The following is a 22,671-nucleotide window of genomic DNA, read 5'->3' as shown; positions in this document are numbered from 1 at the left end:
CAATTTAGAAATGAAAAAGTTAATATTTACAGCATTTGTTGTTTTAAGTGTATTGGTTTCTTGTAATCAAAGCAATAAAAAACAAGAAGCTAAACAAGTAGGGAGTAAGGAATTTGCGCCCCAAACTATTGCTCAGGTAATGAAAACGGCCGAGCAAAATGTAGGGAAAGAGGTTTTCTTTACAGGAATGGTACAGCACGTTTGTGCGCATTCAGGACGCAGAGCTATTTTGTTGGATGAAACTGGTAAACTTTCCTTACGAGTGGAAGCAACAGGTAAGATTAATGGTTTTAATAGAGAATTATCGGGAGCTACGATTGCGGTTAAAGGAACGCTTCAAGAGAAACGTTTATCTGAAAAGTTTATTAACGATTGGGAAGCAAAAGTAAAGGCTAAAGAAGATGCCGAAGAAGGGGGAGAACATTGTGCCTCAGAAATGACAAATATTAATCAAATGCGCGAATGGATGAAAAAGGCAAATAGAAATTTTTATTCAGTTTATTTTGTAGACGGAACTTCTTATGAAATTGTGGAATAGTAAAAAATTGAATAAAAGCATAAGGTCTCTTCATAGAGATCTTGGCTATTTATTTATAGGATTAACTTTGATTTATGCGATTTCTGGTATTTTGCTTGTCCTAAAAAAAGGAGAACAAGATCCATCTTATCGCGAAATCGTAATGGAGAAGGATGCCGAAGCCAACCTAAGACCTGATGAGTTAAAAACTTACTGGAGGGAAAGCTTTAGCGATGCTCCAAAATTAACACGTGTCATTCCAGCTGATGAGGTTTACAATATCTACGTTAAAGGTGGATTAGGGGAATATCATCCTTACAATGGTAAAATAAAGCTAACCACATTTAAGAAAGTACCTGTTTACAAATTTGTGAATGACGTTCATTACAACTCAGGTAAACGATTTTCTTCAATAGCGATTATTTACGCTATTGTATTAATCTTTTTTGCCATTTCCGGAGCTATTATGGTGAAAGGGAAAAATGGATTTAAGAAAAGAGGTGTTTGGTTAATGATAATTGGTTTTATTATACCTGTTCTTATGTATTTTTGTGCTTAGTTTATACTTAGACAAATTTGTATGTGATGTTTTTCGTTAAGATCAATTCAAAAAGTTGGATACAAATTTGGGTCACTTCAAATCTCATTTATAAGATGAATTCTCAAATACTTCCTTGCATAATAGTAGATAAATCCAATTTACTGAGCTTTCCTTATTGAGGATATTCTTTCCTGAAAAAAGAATTAACCATGGTTCTTGCTCTTTTATAGCTTATTGACCAACAACTGTTAATAACTCAGATTGATTATCATATTTTTTCTTCTTACTATTGTATCGATTTATAGGTTCCGAAAGGAATAATAGGGAATCACGTTTAATTCGTGAGCTGTCCCCGCAGCTGTAAGTCCTCATGTTTTTTGGTTTTTTATGCCACTGTTTTATCTCAGCAAAAATGGGAAGGCAAACCAAAAGAGGACAAGCCAGAAGACCTGCCTGTAATGATTATTCGTAGCTTTCGGGAGAAAGGCAGAGAATGAGGATACACAATTCGGTGTATCTTCCTATTCTATATTTTCCTCAGAAGCTATCATTTTTTTCAAAAAAATTAAAAAATACAAGAATGAAAATGAATGGTAGTGTATCCGAATCTCAAATTCGGAAAAGAAACGGTCAGGTTGTTAAATTCAAGCCTGATAAAATTAAAAGTGCAATCAATAAAGCATTTCAGGCAGTAGGTGAAGAACGCGTTGAACTAATCGAATTTTGTGTCAGTCAGGTCATGAAAGAGATTGATTTTTCGGGAATTCCCAATGTAGAAGAAATTCAGGATTTGGTAGAGAAAACTCTATTCAGATATGATTTGTTTGAAGTTGCGAAGGCATTTATTTTATACCGGAAACAACATGAATTGGCTCGCGATACCAAGGAATTATTTTCCAATTTAAATGTGGTTGACGATTATTTGAATCTTCAGGACTGGAGAATAAAAGAAAGTGCAAATTCTTCTTATTCTCTGCAGGGATTGAATCAACACATTTCGACCATTGTGAGTTCTCAATATTGGCTGAATAAGATTTACCCGCAGGAAATTGGAGATGCTCACCAAAAAGGAGCGTTTCACATTCACGACCTTGGATTTTTAAGTGTGTATTGTGTAGGGTGGGATTTGGAAGATCTTTTACTTACTGGTTTTAAAGGCGCGTCGGGCAAATTGGTTAGCCGGCCGGCCAAACATTTCCGTACCATTCTCGGACAAGTGGTCAATTTCTTTTATACCATGCAGGGAGAAGCCGCCGGAGCGCAGGCATTTTCGAATTTCGATACCTTATTGGCTCCTTTCATAAGGTACGATCAATTGGATGAAAATCAGATTAAACAGGCTCTTCAGGAATTTCTTTATAATATGAATGTTCCTACCCGGGTAGGTTTTCAAACGCCGTTTACCAACGTGACCATGGATTTGAATGTTCCAAAATTTATGAGTGATCAGCCGGTAATTATTGGTGGCAAATTGATGAACGAAGTTTACGGGGATTTTCAGGTTGAGATGGATCTCTTTAATAAAATTTTTGCGCAGGTAATTGAAGAAGGAGATGCCAATGGAAGTGTTTTTTCTTTCCCGATACCAACTTATAATATCACATCCGATTTTGAATGGGATAAACCAGCGTATGAAAACATTTGGAGAATCACCGCTAAATATGGAATTCCGTACTTTTCAAATTTTGTAAATTCTGATTTGTCGCCTGATGATGTGCGAAGTATGTGTTGCCGGCTGCGTTTGGATAAACGTGAACTGGCACGACGTGGAGGCGGTTTGTTTGGTGCGAATCCGTTAACTGGTTCGGTTGGAGTGGTAACTGTAAATTTACCTCGTTTGGGCTACGAAGCCAGTAACGAAGCTGAATTCTTTAAGCGTTTGGAGCATCTGATGAATTTGGCAAAAAATAGTCTGGAGATCAAACGAAAAATGATTGAAAATTTAACAGAAAAAGGCTTGTTCCCTTATTCAAAATTTTATTTGCGTCATCTAAAAAATAAGAATGGTAAATTTTGGCAAAATCATTTTTCAACAATCGGAATTGTTGGAATGAATGAGTGTTGTCTGAATTTTATTGGAAGCGATTTGGTTTCGGAAGAAGGAAATGCTTTTGCGCTTCGGATTTTTGATTTTATGAAGCAAAAACTGGTTGGTTTTCAGGAGGAAACAGGTAACATCTATAATTTGGAAGCAACGCCGGCCGAAGGAACAACTTATCGTTTGGCTCAGCTTGATACCAAAACTTACGGTGATATTATTGTTGCCAATCAGGAGAACTTTCGAAAAGGAGCGGCACCTTACTATACCAACTCTTCGCAGCTTCCGGTTGCATATACCGATGATTTATTCGAAGCTTTAACATTGCAGGACAAGCTGCAGACACAATATACCGGAGGAACTGTATTTCATACCTTTATTGGAGAAAAGCAGCTTTCTGTTGATGCCGTGAAGTTGCTGCTGCAAAAAATAACCAATAATTACCATCTCCCATACATTACCTTATCTCCAACATTTAGTATTTGCCACGAGCATGGATACATTTACGGAGAACATGAATTGTGTCCTAAATGTGCAAATTCCGGTCAACGGACGGAATGTGAAGTGTTCTCAAGAATTGTTGGATATCTGCGTCCTATACATCAATGGAACGACGGCAAAAGACAGGAATTTAAGGAGCGAAAATTATTTGACAAAAAGGCTCATGTTGAGGTTGAAGAGCTGGTCGTAGGTTAAATTAATTTTCATTAATCTAATTTATTTCAATGCAAATATCTGGATTTATAAAGAACAGCTTAATTGATTATCCTGGAAAGATGGCTTCGGTGATTTTCACTCAAGGCTGTAATATGGCATGCAGGTTTTGTCACAATTGGGAGCTGATTTCGAAATATCACCCCATGGGAGATTCAGTTGATGAAACTGAAGTATTGAATTATTTAAAAAAAGCGAAGGGATTCATCGATGCTCTTGTTATTACCGGAGGTGAACCAACTGTTCAGCCAGATTTGGTCGCATTTATACGCAAAGTGAAGGCATTGGGACTATTTGTAAAATTAGATACGAATGGAACCAATCCCAAGCTTGTAAGAATCCTGATGCAGCAGAATCTGATTGATTATGTGGCAATGGATTTGAAGATAGTGCCCGAATTATCTGCATATAAAGGGATTGTTGGCAATCAGTTTACAGAAATTCAGCTGATGAATGTAAAAAAGTCGATTGCTATTCTCAAAGATTCGCCGATTGCTGTTGAGTTTAGAACAACACTAATTCGGGAGTGTCATTCCGAAACCGATATTCGTAAAATGTGCGAAGTACTTAAAGGAGATTACAAATACACTTTACAGTCGTTTTCAGCGGTAAAAGTATTGGATTCATCTTTTGTAAATTATTCAGGCTATACTCATTTGGAGGTAGAGGAGATCATTAAATCCAACAAGGATTTAAATGGTAATATTTGTCAGCTTGATTAATTGATATAAGTTTTTTTAGTTTGTGGTTAATCCCCCGCCGTAAAGGAATATCCTTTGGGTGGGGGATGTAACTAATTGCCAAAACTAGTCTATTTCGATTAAAACCTGATTGGACATTACACTATCTCCGTCTTTAACCAGGATTTTTGATATTGTACCATCTTGCGCGGCCAATATCTGATTCTGCATTTTCATTGCTTCGAGCAACACCAGAGGACTTCCTTTTTCTACTATACATCCTTCAGCTGTTAATACCTCTGTAATTTTGCCCGGCATAGGAGCAAGTAAATTACAATTGAGTTTGATGAGATTATTTTTACGAAGTTTCTCTTTTCTTTGAAAAGTAGCTTCGGTATCAATTGTAAAGTTATAGGTGTTTCCGTTTACTAATACAGTACATTTATTCTGTTTTAATTCAGCGATTTCACCAATGAAATTTTTGTCTTTGTATTGAATGATAGATTCATTGTCTTTTTCTTTTATTGTAAATCTATCGTTTTTTGACCGGGAAGAAAGTACCTGATAGTTTTGTGTTTTTAAGCTGTACGATTGATCTCCGGAAAGCACAAAGCTCTTGTTTTTTTTAAGTGTAATCATGGCTAAAAAAGTTTATTTCTCATTTTTGCAGCCCACGCAGAATCCTCCTTGTGAGTCAAATTACTTTCGATTTTTTGTTTCTCGTTTAAATAAGCCTGAAGAGCCATTATAGCAGCTGCTTTTTCTTCATCCTGTTCCTGAAAGAAAGGTTTACCGAGCTTTTCCGATATAAACGATGTGTTGTATGATCCATTGATAAAATCAGGATGATTGAGCACCAGTTTAAAAAATGGAATTGTTGTTTTTACACCTTTTATTACCGTGTTTTCAATTACCGCTAACGCATGCTCAATGGCTTCTTGTCTGTTCTCTCCTGTAATGATCAATTTAGTTATCATAGAATCGTAACTGGGAGGAATTAATTTGCCGTTTTCAAAACCTGTATCCACGCGCAGGAAACTGCATTCAGGAAATTCCATTCTATCAATAATTCCCGGATTAGGAGAAAAATCGGCTTGCACATCTTCGGCATTGATACGCAATTCAATTGCCCAGCCTTTTCTTTGAATATCGCCTTGCCGAAGTTCCAGTTTTTCACCAACTGCTGTTTTAATCTGTTGCTTAATTAAGTCGATTCCGGTTATTGCCTCGGTAATTGGATGCTCAACCTGCACTCTGGTATTCATTTCCAGAAAATAGAAACGATTATCTTTGTCTAATAAGAATTCAACCGTACCCAGTGTGTGGTAATTAATTTTCCGACAAAGATAAAGAGCCATTTCTCCCATTTTATTTCTCAAATCATCGGAAACAGCAACAGAGGGAGCTTCCTCCATTAATTTCTGATGTTTGCGCTGAATGGAACATTCACGTTCGAATAAATGAATGGCATTTCCATGCTGGTCGGCCAATACCTGTATTTCGATGTGTTTAGGACTTTCAATATATTTTTCGATTAACAAAGAATCGTCGTTAAAAGCAGATTTGGCTTCGTTTGTAACCAATTTGTACATTAGTTCCAATTCATCAGCCGAACGCACAATGCGCATTCCTTTGCCACCACCTCCGGCAACGGCTTTCATAATCACCGGATAGCCAATTTGTTCCACCCAGGCTTTTGCATCGTAAAAATTAGTAATGTTTGTAGTACTGCCAGCCAAAACGGGGATTCCGCTTTTTTGAGCAATATTGCGGGCCATTCCTTTGTTTCCCATCGTATAAATGGCTTTCTCGCTTGGACCGATAAACAGAACTCCCTCATCTTTGCATCTGCTTGCCAAATAAGGCGATTCGGAAAGAAAACCATAGCCGGGATGAATGGCTTCGATTTGGTGTTCTTTCGCCAGACGAATTAGTTCTTCGGCATTTAAGAAAATGGATCCGTTTGGATTTTCTTCAAGAGTAATAATTTCATCGGCAAAGTCGAGATACAAAGCATTTGCCTCTCTGTTTGTCTGAATACAATACACTAAAATTCCCATTTTTGTGGCCGTTTTTGCAATTCTAATTGCAATTTCACCACGGTTTGCGATTAATATTGATTTGATCATTTCTAAGATATCAGTTCAAATTTGTTTGTATTTAAAGAGGAATATTTCCGTGCTTTTTAGCAATTTTCTCCATGTATTTGTTTTCCAGAGCTTCGAAAGCGGAAATTAATTTTTTACGGGTGTTGGCGGGTTCAATTACTTCGTCAACATATCCTTTTTCATCAGCAATGTATGGGTTGGCAATATTTTCCTTGTAGTCAGCAATTAATTTTGCTTTTAGTTCATCGGTATTTTTCGATTGGATTAGTTCTTTTCGATGAAGGATTTTTACTGCACCTTCGGGACCCATAACGGCAATTTCGGCAGTAGGCCAGGCAAAATTAAAATCTCCTCCCATATTTTTGCTGTTCATCACAATATAAGCTCCGCCGTAAGCTTTTCTTACTATTACGGTTATTTTAGGAACAGAAGCTTCGCTAAATGCATACAATAATTTTGCACCGTGCCGAATAATTCCGGAGTGTTCCTGATTGCTGCCAGGTAAAAAGCCGGGGACATCTTCCAGAACCAAAATAGGAATATTGAAAGCATCGCAGAAACGAACAAAACGGGCGGCTTTCTCTGCCGAATTAATGTCCAGAACTCCGGCTAAAACCTTGGGCTGATTGGCAACCAATCCTATTACTTTGTTTTGAAGGCGTGCAAATCCTATGATGATATTACCGGCAAAATTTTCAGATATTTCGAAAAAGCTGTTCTTATCTGTAATATTATTGATAATATCCAGCATATCGTAAGGAATGTTGGCCTCTTCAGGGATAATTACACCAAGTTTTTGGGGATTATTAGGAGCTAAAGCTTCTTGAGCCGATACAGGAGGAAAGTCTACATTGTTAGAGGGTAAATACTGCAATAATTTTCGAACCCCCAAAAGAGTATGTTCTTCATCATCGTAAACAAAATGAGCAACCCCACTTTTGGAACCATGTATATCCGCACCTCCTAAATCTTCTGAATTTATTTCTTCATTTAGGACTTCTTTTACGATCTCCGGACCGGTTACAAACATGTATGCAGTTTGTCTGGTCATAAAAATAAAATCGGTAAGAGCCGGAGAATAAACGGCACCACCGGCAGCAGGTCCAAGTATGACCGAAATTTGAGGAATTACACCCGATGCTTTTACATTGCGGTGGAAAATTCCGGCATATCCTGCTAAACTTGCCACACCTTCCTGTATTCTTGCTCCGCCGGAATCAATTAGTCCGATTATTGGATGCCCCATACTTAAGGCCATGTCCTGAACTTTCATGATTTTGGCGGCATGAACAGATCCTAGTGAACCTCCCATAAACGTAAAATCCTGAGCGAAGGCAAATACTTTGCGGCCGTTTATTTTGCCATGTCCGCAAATTACGCCGTCTCCGTATATGTTTGTTTCTATGTTGCCTGAAGGTTTAACAAATGCATCTATTTCCTCGAAACTGTTTTCGTCGAACAGCAATTCAATTCTTTCTTTGGCAGTTAGTTTTCCCTTTTTGTGTTGTTTCGAGAAATATTCCCAATTGTATTGTGCCGCCAACTGTTCTTGTCGGCTTGTATATTTTTGAAATGGTATTCTGTTGTCTTTCATTGTTTTTAGTTGTAAAATTTAAATGAATTCATTGTGAACTTATTTTCCAATAAATAGAACTTAGGTAAAAAGTAATACCAGGATTTGTGCGAGTAAAACCCGTAGGAACATGACCAAAGGGTAAACAGTGGCGTAAGCAGTCGATTGTGCCTGAATCGGAGCTATTGAATTGGCAAATTCCAAGGCCGGCGGGTCGGTCATGGATCCGGCCAATAAACCACAAATAGTGAGGTAATTGATTTTTAAGGTATGTGCAATAACGGCAACGATAAGGAGAGGAATAAAAGTGATAGCAATGCCATAAAGCATCCAGATGTAACCATCGTTTAGAAGCGTTTGTACAAAATATTTTCCCGATGAAATTCCAACACAAGCCAGAAAAAGAACAATACCCAGTTCCCGGATAAAAAGGTTGGCACTTGGAGTCATATAGAAATCAAGTTTGCCAATCCGGCCTTTGTGCCCAAGTATAAGTGCAATTAACAGTGGTCCGCCTGCTAGGCCTAGCTTGGCCGGTGCAGGAAAGCCGTGAATATTTATCGGAAACAAGCCAATAATAACCCCTAGTAATATTCCCAGAAAAATGGGCAGGATATTAGGGTGTGATAGTTCTTTTACAGAGTTGCCAAGCAGAGAGGCAACTTTAATCAGAGCTTTTTTTTCTCCTACAATACGTACGGTATCACCAAATTCAATACTGTCTTCTTCCTTTGGCATTAACTCAATACCATTTCTGTAGATTCTGGTAATGTTTACAGGGAACTGGCGTGAGATCCCAATTTGTTTTATACTTTTTCCCGCCAGCTTCTTATTGGTGATCATGACTTGTTTCATTCCAAGTTTGCCAGACACCTCAACATCTTTGGTTGTATTTATTTTGCCCAAATTAAGTTGAATGTATTTAAAATTTGATTCTACCGATACTCCATAAAGAATATCTCCTTTTTCAAGAATTGTTTCGGAATCGGCAGCTATAAAATCATCGTTTCGTTTAATTCTTGAGAGAACAAAATTATTACTGCAGGTATCTTTCAGAAAAAGTATGCTTTTGCCAAAAAGGTTTTGGTTGGTAATCTCAACGTTTATGGCAATTGGCTTTCCATCGAGGCCGGTAATTTCCTTATTGTATCGTTCTTCTTCCTGTTTTACATTGATTTTGAAAATTACACGCAGTAATATCATGCTAATAATAATTCCAAAAATTCCGAACGGATAAGCAACAGCATAGCCCATGCCCGTAATTTCGATATTTTCGCTTGCGCCCATAACATCGCCAATGGTTTGCTGAGCAGCACCTAAACTGGGAGTATTGGTTACAGCTCCGCACATAATTCCGGTGATCACGGAAGTGGGAACATCGAAAATAAATTTTATGGTAACTGCAATAAAGAAACCTGAAATAACAATTCCTGAAGCGAGCAGGTTAATCTTTAATCCATTATTTTTAAGCGAAGTGATAAAGCGGGGACCTACCTCTAAACCAATTGAATACACAAATAGAATTAAGCCAAACTCTTTAATGAAGTGCAATACGTGAGCATCGGTTGCAGCACCCAAATGCCCAATTAACAGACCGGAAAACAGTATGCCTGCAATGCCAAGTTTAATTCTGAGAAACGATAGTTTTCCAAATAGAATACCTAAAACAGCGGCCAAACAAATGATGACAATTGTAGATGCTGTTCCTGGTGTAGTTAATAGTTCTATAATGTTCATGTTGAATTATTGGTGTTTTAAACGATATGATCTCAGAAGAAGATCATTTTTTAGTGAGAAATAAAGGGATATGAAACGTCCATGTCAAAGCGATTTTGACACACAGAGAGATGATTATCTCAGCATGGTAAGTTCCATATGGCAACTTAAAAACAAATTATAATCATATGAAAAGAGCCGGAACTCCCATCTATCTTGATACGAAGTCAGGATATTATGAATTGGCAAATGAAAGTGCCGGCTCAATTTTATTGATTTAGAGGCTAGTCAGGAATCAATAAGGAATCTTATAAACTTTTTGAAATGGGAAGTGAATATTTTTTCCGGAATAATTAGTTGCAAAGCCAAAATACATGTTGTGTTCGGTCTTTACTGCTTTCTCCATTTCGCGAGGAGTGCTGCTTACTTTTTGCATAACAATACATTTTAAATGGTAAAACTGTATGCTTTGCGTCAATCAATAAAAAACAGGAATAATAAAATTAAAAAGGAACTTTTAATTCACCAGCGAGTCCTGATTTTTAGCTTTATGTCGCGAAAGCATCAATCTAATTAAATAAGACAGGTCTCCTGGCTTTTCCATTTGCAACGCCTTCCCATTCCTGATATTGGAACAGTGGCTTGATGTTGCAAACTGTATTGGAATTACAGTTGCGCGTCAGCTCACGATTTTAACGTGATTCCCTATTAAACCCTTTTTACGGGGTATCTTAATTATTTTCGGAAGCAAAGTTATTAAAAAAAGTATCTAAAAAACAAATTTAAATTTCCTTTAAGTTGAATCAATTTGATTTTACGGACATAAAAAGGAGAGAAGTAAAGAAACTGATCGTTTACAGAGGTATGGATTTTACAAGTAATCAATTGCTGAAGTTAACTTGATTCTCTGGGATGTTGATTAAAATATTAAAGCCTTAATTGGCTTGTAATGGGAGCTGTAGGCTGTGTTACTTATTCGCGTTAACTTGCATATCTATGCTGTGAAACACTTCTGGTTTGTTTGCCCCGAATGCGATATCTTAAATATATATAATACATTTGCATCGATTTTGGTGTTCTGCTCAGGCTATCGTCTGAGGGAATGAAAAGGGAATCCGGTGAAAATCCGGAACAGTACCCGCTACTGTAAATCTCATTTTGCCATGTGCAAAATATGGTTTTTACACCGCAAGCCACTCTCAGAAATGGGGGGAAGGCTGTAAAAACTGAGATAAGTCAGGAGACCTGCCAAGTCGTAACTAAAGAACATTTTGCTTCCGGGAATCGAAGTATATGTATTGAACTTACGCGCGTGTTCAGTATTTATTATTCCAATTTCTTTGTTTGTGTAAACATTTGGCAGCAAGATGTGATGTTTTAAAATTTAAAAAACAAAACGATCATGCAGTTTAAAAATTACATTCTGATTGGCCTTTTTATATTGGTAAGTCAGAGTTTAGTTGCTCAAGTGGGGACATTGTCCGGAGCAGTCACAGAAAAGGACGGGACAAATCCTTTAATTGGTGCCAACGTTTATTTCCATGGAACAACCATAGGAGCCGCTACCAACAGCGATGGTATTATTCGTTTCGAAACTTAAAGGTGGGAGAGTACGAAATTGTTGTTTCCTATTCGGGATATGGAAGAAAAAAAGAAATTATAGAAATTAAGGAAGGAGCAAATGCTCTTGATTTTCAGTTGAATAAATCCGAGAGAGAATTGGGCGAAGTGGTAGTTACAGGTACCGGTACACCGCATCATTTAAAAAGTGCTCCCGTTCAAACCGAACTAATCAGCAGCAAGATGGTGAAGGCTGTTTCGGCATCGGGATTTGATGATTTAATGACTGGAATTAGTCCATCATTTGATTTTAGTCCGGGCAGTATGGGGGCTTTTATGCAGTTAAACGGATTAAGCAATGATTACATTTTGGTACTTGTTGATGGAAAAAGAATGTACGGAGATGTTGGAGGCCAGAATGACATCAACCGCATTAATCCTGATAATATTGAACGAATTGAAGTGGTTAAAGGTGCATCTTCATCATTGTATGGATCGGAAGCCATTGCAGGTGTAATTAATGTGATAACCAAAAAATCGAAACGAAAAATCTACGCTGAAAGCAATTCCCGATTAAGTGAACATGGAAACAGACAGTACTTCAACAAAGTAGGTTTGAATTTAGGACGTTTTTCATCTCTTACAACTTATTCAAGAAAGGAATCGGACGGGTGGCAGCTAAGCAAGTTCGAAATTGACGATGATATGGATAATGATGATCCATCGGATGATGTACTTGTTGTTACAGATGCTAAACAAGTGAATGCCTTCGAGGATTACGCCATCAGTCAGCGCTTTGATTTTGCCGCAACCAATAAACTAAGCGTATATGCAATGGGATCGAAATACGAGAAAGATGTATTGCAGCCAATTACAGTAAAAAAATATGGTTATTACTACAACGATTTTTCTTATTCGGCAGGAGCCAAGTACCTAATTAATAAGAAGGACTACATCGCTTTAGATTTTAATTCTGATCAATTTAAATACTATTACAAGTACAATCAGAATGATATATCTTCAAAATCAGGGAAAACCCTTCATTCAATAAGAGAAAAAGTTCTTAATACGGATCAAAAACGCGAAGATGTAAATCTAAAATACGTTTTTAGTCTAAAAAAGACGCATCAATTTACATTGGGTGGCGAATACGTAAACGAAAGCCTGAAATCGGAAGGTCGGTTGGTAAATGCCAAAGAAGATGCTTATACCCTTTCTGCATTTGCTCAGGATGAGATCAAACTAATTAAGAACCTCTCTTTGGTAGCTGGTGTTCGTTACGTAAAGCACAAAGAATTTGGGAATGATTTTACACCCAAATTATCCACACTTTACAAATTCAACAATTTTAATTTTAGAGCAACATATGCAAAAGGTTTTAAGGCTCCAACATTAAAAGAGTTGTATTACCATTACGAAAAACCAGGGAATCTCTACTTGGGAAATACTGATCTTGATGCGCAAAAATCTGATTATTATTCTTTTTCGGCAGAATACATTGTTTCAAAATTATCGTTTAGCTTATCGGCCTATCAAAATAGTGTTGATGATATGATTGCCTACCAAACAGTTGAAACAAGTGCTGCAGATAAAGCCGATGGAATTAAAAAAACACGTCAGCACTACAACATTGGAGAAACAAAATCAAAAGGAATCGATTTCCTTTTTAATGTGAAAGTTGGCGGAGGCTTTACTCTTGGCGGGGGATACTCCTATGTAGATGCTATGAATGAGACAGATGACATTCGTTTGGAAAATGTGGCTCAAAATTATGCCAATTTCCGTTTGCTGTATGACAGAAACTGGAAAGATTATGCTTTAAACGTAAGCTTGATTGGCAGAATTCAGGATGAGAAATTTTATGAAGGTGAAAAAAATGCCGACGGGTACAATTTATGGAAACTAACAACCTCACATCGGTTTACAAGTGCAGGAACATCTCTTGAAATAACTGCCGGAGTTGATAATATTTTCGACTACGTAGATGACAGTCCTTACGGATCTCATTACGGCACTTTAAATCCGGGACGAACCGTATTTATTGGCTGTAACATCAAGTTTGCAAAATAGAATACACATTTATCTGCATAAGGCAAATTCCCTGAACTGTTTAAAAATTAGAAATTCCTGATCAGGGGATTTGCTCTTTGCCAATTTTGATACCCTAACATGAGCAGATTTAAAAATATTACCCTCCAAATTCACAATCTATCAGGAAGTGTACTCAGCCTGATGTTTGTGATTTGGTTTTTATCAGGTTTTGTCCTGATTTTCGCAGGTTTTCCTCATGCTTCAAAAGAGGAAAGGTTTCTGCATCTGTCTTTTTTAACAAAGTCTGACTTTGATTCCATTCAAGCTCCTTCAGAGAGTTTTTCAGGTGAAATAGAATTAGAGAAAATGAATGGAAATCCGGTTTACAGAGTTTATTCCGGAAGAAAATCGCAGAAAGTATACAATGCTGTTTCTTTGAATGAAAGTGAAAAAGCAACAGAAAAAGAGGCAGTAAATTTAGCAGAGGATTTTACGGGTGCTAAGCTTCAATCAGTTGAAAAGATTGAAGAATTAGACCAGTGGATTCCTTGGGACTACTACAATCCCTTGCTTCCTGTCTACAAATGTTATTTGAATGATAAGGATCATACGCGGATTTACATTTCTGAGAAAACAGGCAGTATCATTCAGGAAACAACAAGAAAAAGCCGTTGGGCCGCACGACTGGGAGCCATTCCTCATTGGATTTATTTTAAATCGCTGCGCCTGCAAAAAGGACTTTGGTTAAAGGTGGTGGCCTGGATTTCTTTTCTGGGTATTCTGGTAAGTATTACGGGTTTAGTGGCAGGCTTTATTCGTTTGAAGAAAAGAAAGAAAAATTCTCTGTGGACAGAATTTAGTCCTTACAAAAAGTTTTGGTACAAGTGGCATCACATTACAGGTTTTCTGTTTGGCTTTTTTGTATTCACGTTTATTTTGAGTGGTTTTTTCTCTGTTGTCGATATTCCCAAAAGCCTGGTGCCGGTACATGCAAAAGTTTCTGCCGCGAAGGTATGGAATCAGAAACCTGATGCGAAACAGCATGCAGCAATATCAATGTCTGATTTATGGAATGCTGTTAAAGGTGAAAAACCGATCCGGAAAGTAGTTTGGAAAACCGTTATGAATCAAGCCTGTTTCTGGGTATACAGGGATCAGTTTGAATTGCCGGATGTGTATGTTGCCGGAGCTGATGGCGTTTTTGCAAAATCGGATTATTCCGAAAAGGAAATCAGCAGTTGGTGCAAAACTGCATTTGCAGGCACCAATTACGATCTAAAAGAATTGAACGAATTTGATGCCTACTATCAAAAAAACGGGATGTGGGAACGCCCTTTGCCGGTATGGCAACTGAGCTTGCACGATGCCGATCATACCTGCATGTACATTCATCCGAAAACGGGAGAAGTCATCAAAAGTTACAACAGCAGCGACAGAGGACGCCGTTGGTTGTACAAATCTCTTCACACTTTGGATTTCCCATTTTTAAAACAACACGAATGGTTAAGAAAGTTCTTGCTGTTATTCCTTTCGTTGGGAGGAACCGTAGTAAGTGTATCAGGCTTTGTGTTGGGAATAAAATGGATCCGGAGAAAAGCTAAAAAATCACTGCCGGTAAGGTTGAAGCCGGTTAAAATAAAATCCAATGATTAAAAAAAATCAGTTCAGTAAATTTTTAAAGACAGGCTTGTTCCTGCTCCTAATAACATTTTCATTTATGGCTGCAGCTCATACAAAAAAAGCGAATAAAACAGGAATTCTATTGGTCTCCTTTGGTTCCAGTTATCCCGAAACCCGGGCAACCTTTCAACACATCGAAGAGGAAGTGAAAGCCACGTTTCCAGATTTGGAAATACATTGGGCTTTTACATCAAAAATTATTCGCAATAAACTTCGCTCACGCGGCGAAACTATTGATTCGCCTGCCGAAGCTCTGGCAAAAATGGGAGAGGAAGGTTTTACGAATGTGGCGGTTCAGTCTCTGCATGTAATTCCCGGAGAAGAATATGAAAATTTGAAAACAACGGTGGAAGCATTTTCAGGAATGCCAAAAGGAATTGATCTGGTTCAATTAGGCAAGCCTTTGCTTTATCATCAAAATGACATTGAAAATTTAGGTGATGTTTTGCTGCAAAATTTGCCGGAAGGAATGGTGGAAGGCGATGTACTTGTTTTTATGGGACATGGCACGCATCATCCGGCAAATGTATATTATCCGGGAATGCAGTACTATTTGTGGGAAAAAAATCCGAATGTATTCCTGGCTGCAGTCGAGGGATATCCTGAATTGAATCAGGTGATTGAGAAGTTGGAAACCCGAAAGGTAAACAAAGTGTGGTTGCTTCCTTTTATGACTATTGCCGGCGATCATGCCCGAAACGATATGGCGGGTGAAGAGGTAGAAAGCTGGAAATCAGTATTGGAAGCCAGGGGATACAAAACAGAAGCAGTTTTGAGAGGAATGGCAGATCAGGATGATGTGGTTCGCATTTGGATTGAACACCTGAAAGAAGTACTGGTTGAACTCAAATCAAAAAAATAAACTTTGGGAATTAAGAACAGGATCTGCAATTACAGCAGCATTCATTCTAAGCACTAAATCAAAATTTATGGAAAGGAAGGCCTTTATTTTTAGTAACATACTACTTCTTTTATTTTCACTAAGCAGTTGTAAACCAAATGCAAAAGAGATTCGATCAGAATCTGGGAAGTATCAGAAGAAGGAATTGAAGTATGCTAAAGGGTTTGAGATTTTTAATTCCGATAAGGATCAGGTTCTAAGAATTTATAATGGCAAAGCGAATGACTCAACTTATCAGGAATTTAAATTGGTGAGAGAGAAATTGGCAGGAGATAAGAGTCCGAATACCATTCAGGTTCCCTGTAAAAAAATCATCTGTTTGTCGTCCACTCAACTGACCTACTTTTTTGCATTACACGATATTAACCGCATTGTGGCAACCAACAGCAGCCGGCACTTGTTTCATCAAGGCATCAACAAGCGAATTGAAGATGGAAATGTGAAACGGGTTGGAAAAGAGGGGCACTTTAATACCGAATTGATTGCAGGATTAAACCCTGATTTAATTATTGTTTCCCCCTACAAATCGGGTGGTTACGATGCCTTGAAAAATTTGGGTATTCCGTTGGTTCCTATGGCGGCTTACGATGAAAAATCACCCTTGGGGAGAGCCGAATGGGTAAAAATGATTGCACCCTTTGTTGGAAAGGAAAAGCAGGCCGATTCTTTGTTTCAAAAAATAGCCTTTCGATATGATTCCCTTAAAACCCTCACTGAAAAAGTGAAAATACGACCAACAGTATTCTCAGGAAAAATGAAGTCGGGAACCTGGTATGTGCCGGGAGGCAAGAGTTTTTACGCCAATTATTTCCGCGATGCCGGAGCCAAATATATTATTGAGGACGATAAACAAGGAGCTTATCCTTTGGGGTTCGAAAGTGTTTACACCAAAGCTGCCAATGCCGATTTTTGGCGGATTCTGGTTCCCGAACCCTTAGGTTTCGGGCGTAAAGCACTGATTGAACAAGACGTTCGTTATGCTGATTTTAAAGCCTATCAAGAGGGAAATGTAATCATGTGCAACATCAGAGAGAAACCCTACTATGAGCAAAATGCCATGAAACCGGATGTGATATTGGCAGATTACATTCATTTCTTTCATCCCGATTTGCTGCCCAATTACAAACCGGAATTTTATGAGGTTTTAAAATGATTCATATGACACTTATTTTTCAGAGAAAATCAGTTCTTATTCCTTTATCTCTTGGTCTTTTGTTGATTTTGATTGCCTTAAATCTGGCAATGGGATCGGTCAATATCCCAATTGCCGAAGTTGTTGATATTGTAACAGGAAAAGGATCATCCAATGTAATTTGGGAGAATATTCTGCTGCGAACCCGACTGCCGCAAACCATAGTTGCCTTAGGTGCAGGTATGGCTCTCGGAGTAGCCGGACTGCTGATGCAAACACTTTTTCGAAATCCTTTGGCTGGGCCTTCGGTATTGGGAATTTCTTCGGGATCGAGTTTGGGGGTTGGCTTTGTTCTTTTGGTGGCAGGGCAGGTTTGGGGATTTTCCTTTTCCCGATTGGGTATTTGGGGCGATTTAGCAATAATTACAGCCTCGTTGGGAGGTGCTTTTGCTGTTTTAGCTTTGATCCTGTTCATCTCGCATAAAATTGGAGGCACCTTAAGTGTACTTATCATCGGAGTGATGATTGGATATCTGTCCAATTCGGTGGTGGGTGTATTGAAATTCTACAGCATGGAAGAAGATGTACACAACTATGTAATATGGGGATTGGGCAGTTTTTCGCGTATGTCGGTTGACCGGGCCTATTTGTTTGCAATCATTACCATTGTACCCTCTTTACTTGCTTTGTTTTTAAGCAAATCGCTGAATTTAATGGCTTTGGGCGACCGGTACGCCAGTAATTTAGGATTGAAGATCAAGCGGGCACGTTTACTAATCATTCTATGTGCAGGAACATTAACCGCTGTTGTAACAGCTTTTTGCGGTCCCATTATATTCATTGGCATGGCCGTTCCGCATCTGGCAAAATTGGTATCCCGCACAAGCAATCATTTATATTTAATTTGTAATGCCTGCATTTTAGGAGCTGCAACAGCATTGCTTTGTAATTTACTGGCCCGTCTTCCGGGAATGGAGAGTGAATTGCCTGTTAATTCGGTAACTGCTTTTATTGGCGCACCGGTTGTTATCTCAGTAATCTGGAAAAAACGCAAAGAAAATTTTTAGTCCATTAGCATGAATAAAAACCTACTGCACATTAGAAATCTTTCGATAGGTTACGGCAGCAAGATTGTGGCCGGCGATTTATCCGCCATTGTTCCATCAGGAGAATTAATTTGCCTTTTGGGATCAAACGGAACAGGAAAAAGTACTTTGATGCGAAGTATTTGTGGCTTTCAGCCTGTTTTAGGAGGTTTAATTGTGATTGATAATCGGGAAGTTCATCAATTGAACGAAAAGGAGTTGTCGAAACAGATTGCAGTGGTGTTAACCGATAGGGTTGTTGTTCCGAATGCGAATGTGCAGGAATTGGTAGGTTATGGCCGCAGTCCCTATACGGGGATGTTGGGACGATTGAACGCCGCAGATAAAATTATTGTTGCTCGTGCCATGGAGCAATGTGGAATTGCACACAAAAAAGACAGCTTGCTTACTTCTTTAAGCGACGGAGAAAGACAAAAAGCTTTTATTGCCAAAGCTCTTGCTCAGGATACGCCGCTAATTATATTGGACGAACCAACTGCTTTTTTAGATTTGCCCGCCAGAGTTGAGATCATGCAGTTGTTACGGGATATTGCCAATACATCCGGAAAATCCATTTTAATGTCTACCCACGATCTGGATTTGGCATTGCAGCTATCGGATCGCTTGTGGTTGCTGCAAAATGGAGGTCCGCTAATCACAGGTAGTCCGGAAGACTTACTGCTTAAAAATGCCTTTCAAAAAATGTTTCAGCACAAAGGAATTGTGTTCGACAATAAAACAGGTTTGTTTAAAGTGATGCATGCCCAGCACTCACAGGTAGCAGTAAAAGGTCATGGATTCGAATATGTTTTACTCAGGAGAGCCTTATCCCGAAAAGGAATAAAAGTGATAAGAGCAAATTCGGATGACTGCAACCGACTGGAGGTGAATAAAGATGCCCAAAAACCATTCTCCTTGTATATCGGTGACCAATGCATACAGTCTGAAGACTCTGTTGAAGTTTTTGTGAATCGCGTATTGGCTGCAAAGAGTTTGCTTGAGGTACAAAGTGAATCATGCGTACTGTCTGAATAAACTAAAATTTTGCTTCCCGTTTAGAATTGCTTGAAAATGAGATCTCCTTTGTCTCATGAATGAAAGCTTTGTATCCCTTACTTTTCTTTTAGCCCTGTTTTTTTTCACGTTTAGCTGAACTACAGCAATTACTTGAAAAATAGAATCTAATAAGGTTAATATTTACATATTTTGTTAATTTTGAAAACAATCAAAAATTTCAGATTCCAATTTGCAATACAATGGATTCAAAAAAGGATTGTTACAAAAAAATGTTTGTGTAAGGTAGAGACGCGATGCTTCGCGTCTAAATTGCAATAATTAATGGGGTAGAGACGCCATGCTTGGCGTCTGAATTGTAAATGAAATTAAAGGATACCATTCATGGCATCAGAAAAGGATAATAATATATGAGACGCGATGCATCGCGTCTGTACAGAATAATAAATAAAAATGGCAGAAAAATTTCAAAATAAATACCGCATACCATCCGCCCGATTAAAAGATTGGGATTACGGATCAAATGCCATTTATTTTGTGACCATTTGTACCCACGAACGCGAACATTATTTTGGCGGAATTACCAATGGAAAAATGATTTTGAATGAAATTGGGAAATTGGCCGCAAGCGAATGGATGAAAACACCCGAAATCAGACCCGATATGAATTTGGAATTGGGCGAATTTGTAATCATGCCAAATCATTTTCATGCCCTAATCACCATTGGCAAAAATAATTACAATACGGGTACAGACGCGAAGCATCGCGTCTCAAATGAAACAAAACTATATTCAGACGCGAAGCATCGCGTCTCTACGTTTGGATCACAATCCAAAAATTTGGCATCAATCATTCGCGGATTCAAATCATCCGTGACCATCAATGCCCGAAAAATCAATTCCAATTTCGCATGGCAAACCCGGTTTCACGATCATATTGTGCGCGATTTTGATTCCTGTCACAGAATAGAACAATACATACAAAATAATCCAGGCAACTGGAAAAACGACGAAATGTACGAATGGTAGAGACGCCATGCTTGGCGTCTGGTTTGCGGGGTAGTAAAAGTAAATGTCAAATTAACTGATACAAAAATAAATGGTTCCCAACTACAATGAAGATCAATTGTTAAAACACAATTACAGCGAAGACGAATTAAGATTTCTAAACCTGCTTGCTGAGAAATTTCCCACAGTTCAAGCCGCCTGTACCGAAATCATTAATCTTGAATCAATCATGAATCTGCCCAAAGGTACTGAGCATTTCCTTACAGATATTCACGGAGAATACGAGACCTTTAGTCATGTGCTGCGAAATGCATCGGGCATGGTACGAAAGAAAATTGATATTGTTTACGGGAACACAATCAGCGAAAAAGAAAAGAATCAGCTGTCAACACTCATTTATTACCCTGAGGATAAACTCAAACTCATCACAATCGAGCAAGATAATCTGAACGAATGGTTTGCGGTTACGCTTCGCAGACTGATTGACGTAGCCCGCGTTTCGGCCGATAAGTATACACAATCGAAGGTGAGAAAAGCCATGCCACCCGATTTTGCTTATGTAATTGATGAATTGCTGAATGAGCCGAACGCGAAAAAGGAAAAATATTTCGAATGCATCATACAATCCATTATCGATGTAGATCGGGCCAACCAGTTTATTGTAGCCATTAGTAAGTTTATACAACGCTTGCTGATTGATCGGCTGCACATTATTGGTGATATATATGACAGAGGTCCCTATGCCGATAAGGTAATGGATGTGATACAGGATCATTATTCGGTAGATATTCAGTGGGGAAATCATGATATTGTTTGGATGGCTGCGGCATCAGGAATACGTGCCAGTATAGCTGCCGTAATTCGTTTGAGTGCCCGATACAACAATCTGGACACGCTGGAAGATGCCTACGGGATTAATCTGATGCCACTGGCTACCTTTGCCATGAAAGCCTACGAGGGGGATCCGTGTGAGGCTTTTATTCCTAAGAATACGCCGGTAGAAAACATCGGATCAACTCAGATTAAACTGACCAGTAAAATGCACAAAGCCATTATGGTGATTGAAATGAAACTGGCAGGAGAGATCATTCAGCGAAATCCGGAAATGGAAATGGACGATCGCTTGCTTCTCGACAAAATTGATTATGAAAAAGGTACTGTGAGAATTGACGGACGGGAACTGGAATTGAACGACAAATCATTTCCAACTATCGATCCAAATAATCCTTATCAACTAACCGAAGAGGAGAGGATGCTGACTGAAAAACTTCAATTTTCCTTTTTGTATTGCGACAAACTGCAGCGGCACATTAAAACATTATTCTCAAAAGGTGGTACTTATCTTTCCTACAATTCAAATCTGCTGTTTCATGGCTGTATCCCTCTCGACGAAACGGGAAATTTTAAAGAGCTTACTTTACTGGGCGAAAAATACAAAGGGAAGGCCTTGTGCGATCAGTTTGATTTGATTTCCCGGCGGGCTTATTTTAACCGCGAACATCCCGAAAAAAGGAACAAAGACCGTGATTACATGTGGTATTTGTGGAGCGGGGCTTATTCGCCGCTTTTTGGCAAAAAGAAAATGGCCACTTTCGAACGATATTTTCTGAACGATAAAGAAGCTCAGCGCGAAGAAAGCAATATGTATTACAAGTTGAGGGATGATAAAGATTCCTGCTGCCGGATTTTAAAAGAATTTGGACTCGATCCCGAAGTATCGCACATTGTTAACGGGCATGTGCCGGTAAAAGTGGGAAAAGGAGAAAGTCCGGTGAAAGCGGAGGGAAAACTCTTTGTGATTGACGGAGGAATGTCGAAGCCCTATCAAAAGGTGACCGGTATTGCCGGATATACCTTAATTTATGATTCTTACAGTTTAATTTTGGCCGAGCATACCTCTTTCGAATCGAAACACAAAGCCATTCACGATGAAGTGGATATTGTTTCAACCCGAAGCATGATTGAGCACGCAACCAAACGAATAAGAGTGGGCGACACCTATATTGGAGCCAATCTGCGCCAACAAATTCTCGATCTGAACCGATTGCTGGATGCGTACCGAAAGGGTGTTGTAAAAGTGAAAAGTGTAGGTTAAATGAAAGTATATCGATATGCTAAGACCTGAAAGTTCTTGCAATCTCCCCACATCAGCAATTTGCAGGCAAAAAGTTCAGGCTTTCCAATCCTGCTATTGACCCCACGCGAAATGCAATTAATTGATCAGACCTCGTATATTACTTTTCAAATCCTCTCAATTACAAGGATAATTCTTTGCAAGCCTCATAAAACGGGCATTCTTTAAATTTCAAATCATTTTGCACTCCTTTCAAGCAAAAAAACAGGGCTTCAAACTCCTTTGCACTCCTGCTGAGC

At 38.6% G+C, this 22,671-nt stretch carries 18 protein-coding genes and 3 riboswitches; of the genes, 13 read left to right on the top strand and 5 right to left on the bottom strand.

All coding sequences use genetic code 11. The features are described 5' to 3' along the window. Positions 1-10 precede the first annotated feature (10 nt). The 4 genes from ACHZAX_RS09735 to ACHZAX_RS09720 all read left to right on the top strand — a co-directional run bounded on the left by ACHZAX_RS09735 (position 11) and on the right by ACHZAX_RS09720 (position 4,532). Complete coding sequence (locus ACHZAX_RS09735; protein ID WP_320018968.1) at positions 11-538, top strand: hypothetical protein; 528 nt, start codon at positions 11-13, stop codon at positions 536-538. After that, positions 522-1,076: a PepSY-associated TM helix domain-containing protein gene (locus ACHZAX_RS09730; protein WP_320018967.1), complete on the top strand. Its 555-nt coding sequence runs from the start codon at positions 522-524 to the stop codon at positions 1,074-1,076. The genes ACHZAX_RS09735 and ACHZAX_RS09730 overlap by 17 nt, the downstream gene beginning before the upstream one ends. A 268-nt stretch (positions 1,077-1,344) precedes the next feature. Further along, positions 1,345-1,529: riboswitch (cobalamin riboswitch) on the top strand. A gap of 109 nt (positions 1,530-1,638) precedes the next feature. Beyond that, the gene (locus ACHZAX_RS09725; protein ID WP_320018966.1) at positions 1,639-3,792 is read left to right on the top strand and encodes a ribonucleoside triphosphate reductase; all 2,154 of its coding nucleotides are present in this window, start codon (positions 1,639-1,641) and stop codon (positions 3,790-3,792) included. A gap of 29 nt (positions 3,793-3,821) precedes the next feature. After that, a complete protein-coding gene (locus tag ACHZAX_RS09720) occupies positions 3,822-4,532 on the top strand; it encodes an anaerobic ribonucleoside-triphosphate reductase activating protein (RefSeq protein WP_320018965.1) in 711 nt (236 codons plus the stop codon). An 84-nt stretch (positions 4,533-4,616) separates the two neighbouring features. Here the strand turns inward: ACHZAX_RS09720 and ACHZAX_RS09715 are convergent, their stop codons facing one another. The 5 genes from ACHZAX_RS09715 to ACHZAX_RS09695 form a co-directional block, all read right to left on the bottom strand. Further along, positions 4,617-5,129, bottom strand: a complete 513-nt coding sequence (locus tag ACHZAX_RS09715) for an acyl-CoA carboxylase biotin carboxyl carrier protein subunit (protein ID WP_320018964.1) — start codon at positions 5,127-5,129, stop codon at positions 4,617-4,619. A 2-nt stretch (positions 5,130-5,131) separates the two neighbouring features. After that, the gene (locus tag ACHZAX_RS09710) at positions 5,132-6,619 is read right to left on the bottom strand and encodes an acetyl-CoA carboxylase biotin carboxylase subunit (RefSeq protein ID WP_320018963.1); all 1,488 of its coding nucleotides are present in this window, start codon (positions 6,617-6,619) and stop codon (positions 5,132-5,134) included. A gap of 31 nt (positions 6,620-6,650) precedes the next feature. Further along, positions 6,651-8,192, bottom strand: a complete 1,542-nt coding sequence (locus ACHZAX_RS09705; protein WP_101308516.1) for an acyl-CoA carboxylase subunit beta — start codon at positions 8,190-8,192, stop codon at positions 6,651-6,653. A 60-nt stretch (positions 8,193-8,252) separates the two neighbouring features. Beyond that, complete coding sequence (locus ACHZAX_RS09700) at positions 8,253-9,908, bottom strand: putative transporter (protein WP_320018962.1); 1,656 nt, start codon at positions 9,906-9,908, stop codon at positions 8,253-8,255. 274 nt (positions 9,909-10,182) lie between these two features. Then, complete coding sequence (locus ACHZAX_RS09695) at positions 10,183-10,323, bottom strand: hypothetical protein (RefSeq protein WP_180327197.1); 141 nt, start codon at positions 10,321-10,323, stop codon at positions 10,183-10,185. Between the two features lie 128 nt (positions 10,324-10,451). Next, a riboswitch (cobalamin riboswitch) is annotated at positions 10,452-10,636 on the bottom strand. 305 nt (positions 10,637-10,941) lie between these two features. Continuing rightward, a riboswitch (cobalamin riboswitch) is annotated at positions 10,942-11,154 on the top strand. A 135-nt stretch (positions 11,155-11,289) separates the two neighbouring features. Here ACHZAX_RS09695 and ACHZAX_RS09690 point away from each other — a divergent pair. From ACHZAX_RS09690 to ACHZAX_RS09650, 9 genes are all read left to right on the top strand, one after another. Further along, on the top strand, positions 11,290-11,487 hold the full coding sequence (locus ACHZAX_RS09690) for a carboxypeptidase-like regulatory domain-containing protein (protein ID WP_320018961.1): 198 nt from the start codon (positions 11,290-11,292) through the stop codon (positions 11,485-11,487). 2 nt (positions 11,488-11,489) lie between these two features. Continuing rightward, on the top strand, positions 11,490-13,517 hold the full coding sequence (locus ACHZAX_RS09685) for a TonB-dependent receptor (RefSeq protein WP_320018960.1): 2,028 nt from the start codon (positions 11,490-11,492) through the stop codon (positions 13,515-13,517). A 99-nt stretch (positions 13,518-13,616) separates the two neighbouring features. After that, positions 13,617-15,131, top strand: a complete 1,515-nt coding sequence (locus tag ACHZAX_RS09680; protein WP_320018959.1) for a PepSY domain-containing protein — start codon at positions 13,617-13,619, stop codon at positions 15,129-15,131. Continuing rightward, complete coding sequence (locus tag ACHZAX_RS09675) at positions 15,124-16,020, top strand: sirohydrochlorin cobaltochelatase (protein ID WP_320018958.1); 897 nt, start codon at positions 15,124-15,126, stop codon at positions 16,018-16,020. Before ACHZAX_RS09680 ends, ACHZAX_RS09675 begins: the two co-directional genes overlap by 8 nt. A gap of 67 nt (positions 16,021-16,087) precedes the next feature. After that, positions 16,088-17,212 carry an ABC transporter substrate-binding protein gene (locus ACHZAX_RS09670; protein ID WP_320018957.1) on the top strand — a complete coding sequence of 375 codons (1,125 nt, stop codon included), beginning with the start codon at positions 16,088-16,090 and terminating at the stop codon, positions 17,210-17,212. Between the two features lie 5 nt (positions 17,213-17,217). Further along, complete coding sequence (locus ACHZAX_RS09665; protein ID WP_320018956.1) at positions 17,218-18,258, top strand: FecCD family ABC transporter permease; 1,041 nt, start codon at positions 17,218-17,220, stop codon at positions 18,256-18,258. Positions 18,259-18,267: 9 nt separating this feature from the next. Then, positions 18,268-19,311: an ABC transporter ATP-binding protein gene (locus ACHZAX_RS09660; RefSeq protein ID WP_320018955.1), complete on the top strand. Its 1,044-nt coding sequence runs from the start codon at positions 18,268-18,270 to the stop codon at positions 19,309-19,311. Positions 19,312-19,743: 432 nt separating this feature from the next. Further along, a complete protein-coding gene (locus tag ACHZAX_RS09655) occupies positions 19,744-20,319 on the top strand; it encodes a transposase (RefSeq protein ID WP_320018954.1) in 576 nt (191 codons plus the stop codon). Between the two features lie 70 nt (positions 20,320-20,389). Next, the gene (locus ACHZAX_RS09650; protein WP_101308509.1) at positions 20,390-22,393 is read left to right on the top strand and encodes a fructose-1,6-bisphosphatase; all 2,004 of its coding nucleotides are present in this window, start codon (positions 20,390-20,392) and stop codon (positions 22,391-22,393) included. Positions 22,394-22,671 lie beyond the last annotated feature (278 nt).

Origin of the sequence: Labilibaculum manganireducens (assembly GCF_963665805.2) — a bacterium.
Classification (GTDB): Bacteria; Bacteroidota; Bacteroidia; order Bacteroidales; family Marinifilaceae; genus Labilibaculum; species Labilibaculum manganireducens.
The sequence above is the reverse complement of the archived record's forward strand: the minus strand, read 5'-3'. Positions and strand labels throughout refer to the sequence as shown.